Origin of the sequence: Actinomadura soli (assembly GCF_005889715.1) — a bacterium.
In the GTDB taxonomy this organism is placed as follows: Bacteria; Actinomycetota; Actinomycetes; order Streptosporangiales; family Streptosporangiaceae; genus Spirillospora; species Spirillospora soli.
Genome location: NZ_VCKW01000497.1, coordinates 1 through 2,593, shown reverse-complemented (window position 1 = coordinate 2,593; position 2,593 = coordinate 1). Strand labels below are relative to the sequence as shown.

3 protein-coding genes are annotated in these 2,593 nt (G+C 69.6%); 1 reads left to right on the top strand and 2 read right to left on the bottom strand.

Features of this window, described 5'->3' with window-relative positions:
* Nucleotides 1-691: 691 nt before the first annotated feature.
* Nucleotides 692-988 carry a hypothetical protein gene (locus ETD83_RS41150; RefSeq protein ID WP_138650656.1) on the top strand — a complete coding sequence of 99 codons (297 nt, stop codon included), beginning with the start codon at nt 692-694 and terminating at the stop codon, nt 986-988.
* 218 nt (nt 989-1,206) lie between these two features.
* Here the strand turns inward: ETD83_RS41150 and ETD83_RS44105 are convergent, their stop codons facing one another.
* Together ETD83_RS44105 and ETD83_RS41140 are read right to left on the bottom strand one after the other, a co-directional pair.
* Nucleotides 1,207-1,428, bottom strand: coding sequence for a hypothetical protein (locus ETD83_RS44105; protein WP_205718178.1), 222 nt, complete (start codon nt 1,426-1,428; stop codon nt 1,207-1,209).
* 350 nt (nt 1,429-1,778) lie between these two features.
* Entirely contained in the window at nt 1,779-2,474 is a 696-nt protein-coding gene (locus ETD83_RS41140) for a zinc metalloprotease (RefSeq protein WP_407921563.1), read from the bottom strand.
* Nucleotides 2,475-2,593 lie beyond the last annotated feature (119 nt).

Genomic DNA, 2,593 nt, shown 5'->3' with positions numbered 1-2,593 from the left:
ACCGCCCCCGAATCCCCGTTGCGAACCTCGTGCCTGAATTCTCGGGCCCGCCCGGGGCGGACGGAAGTAGAACGCGATTCTGTGGATAAACGGCCGGGTTCCGCCGATCGCGGCCGTGAGCTGCGAGGGAACCGTCAGCGAGCCGGGTTTCCGGAGGCTTAGCTCGCAGGTGGCTCCCCGTCAGCGTTTTCGCTGGTCACGGCGTTGTCATTTGAGCACCCCGCGCCCGTGACGGTCTACGGCGCTGCTGTCCCGCCCCAGGTAGGTGTCGCAGACTGCAGTGGCGAGGGCACGCGGCGGGTGCGCCTCCTGATAGCTGATCTGGACCCCGGGGGGACCAAGCCGCGCTGCTGCTGGGGTGCGGGCAGGAGGCCGCCGCGCTGTGCTCTGCCTCACCGCCGCCGATGCCGCCCACACGGTGGGCCTGTAGCCCGCCCGGCGGGGCGGTCCCCACCACACGCCCGGTTCCGCGACCGGCAGCCGTCACCCTCGCGTACACGACTCCGCACAGTGCGCCGGAGGGCCGCCGGCTGCTAGCCGGAGCGCGCAGCGCGCCACCTTGACAGACCAGCAGAGACCAACCCCGAAGACCGCGACACAACCCAATGTGGCTACAAAGCGTAGTCATTCATTACGATCTGTTACTTACGGTGAGGGTGGGCACTTTCGCCCTTAACGAACGGAGACGATCATGCGACGAACCACCACCGTCCTGGCCGCCCTGGCCACCGGCACGGCCCTGACCTTGAGCACCGCCGTCCCAGCGTTGGCGGCTCAGGGGACCCTCACCGTCAGCGGCAGGACGTACACCGACCCCGCCAAGGGCTGCTACACCGGGAACTTCTGGCCGTTGGCCGTCGACAACCAGACCGACGCCCCGGTCTTCGTCTACGACGACGACCAGTGCCGGGGCAGGGTCCTCGACCGTGTCCCTCCCCACAGCTCCGGAGTCTTCGAGTTCGGCGGCAGCGTCGCCGTCCCGAGGTAAACCGCGCATCCCGTTCCGGTCATCGGCGGACGCCGGGCCAGGGAACCGCCCTGGCCCGGCGCATACCGGGCACACACACCGTCAATGCAGCCAGTCGCCGACACCAGCACCCACCAGTGCCCGCTACGCCGAGCCGCCATCGCACATCCCAGCGACACCGACCGGAAACCCGCCAGCCCAACGACACCGCGATCGTTTCCGTGGACAAGCCGGGGCGGTCAGGCCCGGTTCACGAGGTGCGCCGACGGGCCGTAGTTGATCTTCCAGTCGGCGTGGACGCCCAGGGCGCCGTCTGTCAGGCAGCGAAGGCCCAGGCTGACCCACCGGACCTCTCCGTCCGGACGCAGGGAGAAGCCCACGGCGGCGGCGAACTCGTCGCCTCCGCACAGGCATTCGCACTCGTCCGGTTCGGCCTCGTCCCAGTAGTCGGCGCTGTCCACGATGAAACTCGGACGTCCCGCAGCCGGTGCACGTCCGCTGGGCCACGTCGTCCCCGGCGAGCACGCGGAAGGCTCGCCCTTCGCAGCGGCCGCACACGGACTTGGTGACCTTGCCGACGGCGTAGCCCTCCGCCTGGAACTCGCGGATGGACGCCGCGAGATCCGCAAAGTTCTCACCGCGCCACAGCTCACCCGTTTTGTCGATCACGTCGCCCATCCTCGCGGGAGCTACCGACAACTCGGCCGCGTACAGGCGCCCGGGCGCGTAGGGGCGTCCGGCGCCGGAGCGGCTCTGGCACGCCCGGGGGGAGACGTGCGGCGGAGCCGTTCCGGCGCCGGACCGTGGTGGCTTAGGCGCGGTAGGCCGCCCACTGGGCCTGCATGCGCTGGTTCTGGCCGGACGTGAACTCCGTCATGCAGGCGTCGTAGCTGTAGTCCATGAAGTTGTGGATGGGGTCGGCGCCGGCTGAGGAGCACGTGTCGCGGCCCGTCGGGCAGCCGGACGCGGGACTCTGCTCGGCCGGGGTGTCGGCGACCTCGTCGCCCTGACCGGAGCAGCCGCCCTGGAACGTGTGGTACAGGCCCATCCAGTGGCCCACTTCGTGGGTGCCGGTGTCGCCCTCGTTGTAATTGCCAAGGGCCCCGCCAGGCAGGCTCTGGTAGTGGACGACGACACCGTCCATCGCGGGCTGGGACCGGTAGCTGCTCGGGAACGTGGCCCAGCCCAGCAGGCTGTTACCGAGGTCGGCCGTGTAGAAGTGGAGATCCTGCGCGTTGCCCGTGCGCAGGGCGCTCTTCATCTGGCGCTCGTTGCCCTCGGGGTCGGAGAACCAGGCCGCGTTCTGCGTCCGCTTGATCTCGGCGAGCGTGAACGTGACGTCGCTCGCCTTGTAGGCGTCGTTGAGGATGTCGAGCTGCTTCTTCAGCGTCGCGTCCGGGATGTTGCCCGCGCTGCCGTACACGACCTGGAAGTGCACGCGGACGGTGACGGCGGCCTTGGGCTTCTTCCGCAGCTTGCCGAGGCGGTCGTGGAAGTCCTTCTCCATCGCCGCGACCTGGGCGGCACCGGGCTGGTTCCGTTCGGTGACATGGGAACCGGCTCGGACACGGGCCTGCGCGGGCTGTTCGGCGCAGTCGGCGGACGGTACGGCAGGGGGCGTGGGGG